Genomic DNA, 362 nt, shown 5'->3' with positions numbered 1-362 from the left:
TTCAAATTTCTTCTTATGGCAATGGTCTTAGGCTATTTCAGTTACGGACTGAGTATCGTACTATTTATTCGAGCCATGAGAGAACTAGGGTCTGCTAGAACAAGTGCTTTGTTCGGAACGGCTCCTTTTGTTGGAGCAGTACTATCTTTGCTCTTGTTCAGAGAAAGCCAGGGCACATTGTTTTTCTTTGCTCTTCCTATCATGATTATTGGGGCAGTCTTTTTGTTCAAGGAAGAGCATGAACATTTACATGAACACGAAACAACGGAACACGAGCATAGGCATAACCACAACGACTCGCACCATACACACGTCCATTCTGATAATGAAATACCTAAAAATGGCCATCACTCCCATGTTCA

The 362-nt window shown here is 41.7% G+C and carries 1 protein-coding gene; it reads left to right on the top strand.

Going from position 1 to position 362, the window contains the following annotated elements; all coding sequences use genetic code 11:
• Positions 1-362, top strand: a 362-nt coding sequence (locus tag DSOL_RS27030) for an EamA family transporter (RefSeq protein ID WP_170871643.1), incomplete at both ends; no start/stop codon positions are given.

Origin of the sequence: Desulfosporosinus metallidurans (assembly GCF_001936615.1) — a bacterium.
Taxonomy (GTDB): domain Bacteria; phylum Bacillota; class Desulfitobacteriia; order Desulfitobacteriales; family Desulfitobacteriaceae; genus Desulfosporosinus; species Desulfosporosinus metallidurans.
Note: the sequence above shows the minus strand (reverse complement) of the source record. Positions and strands in the feature narration are given on the sequence as shown.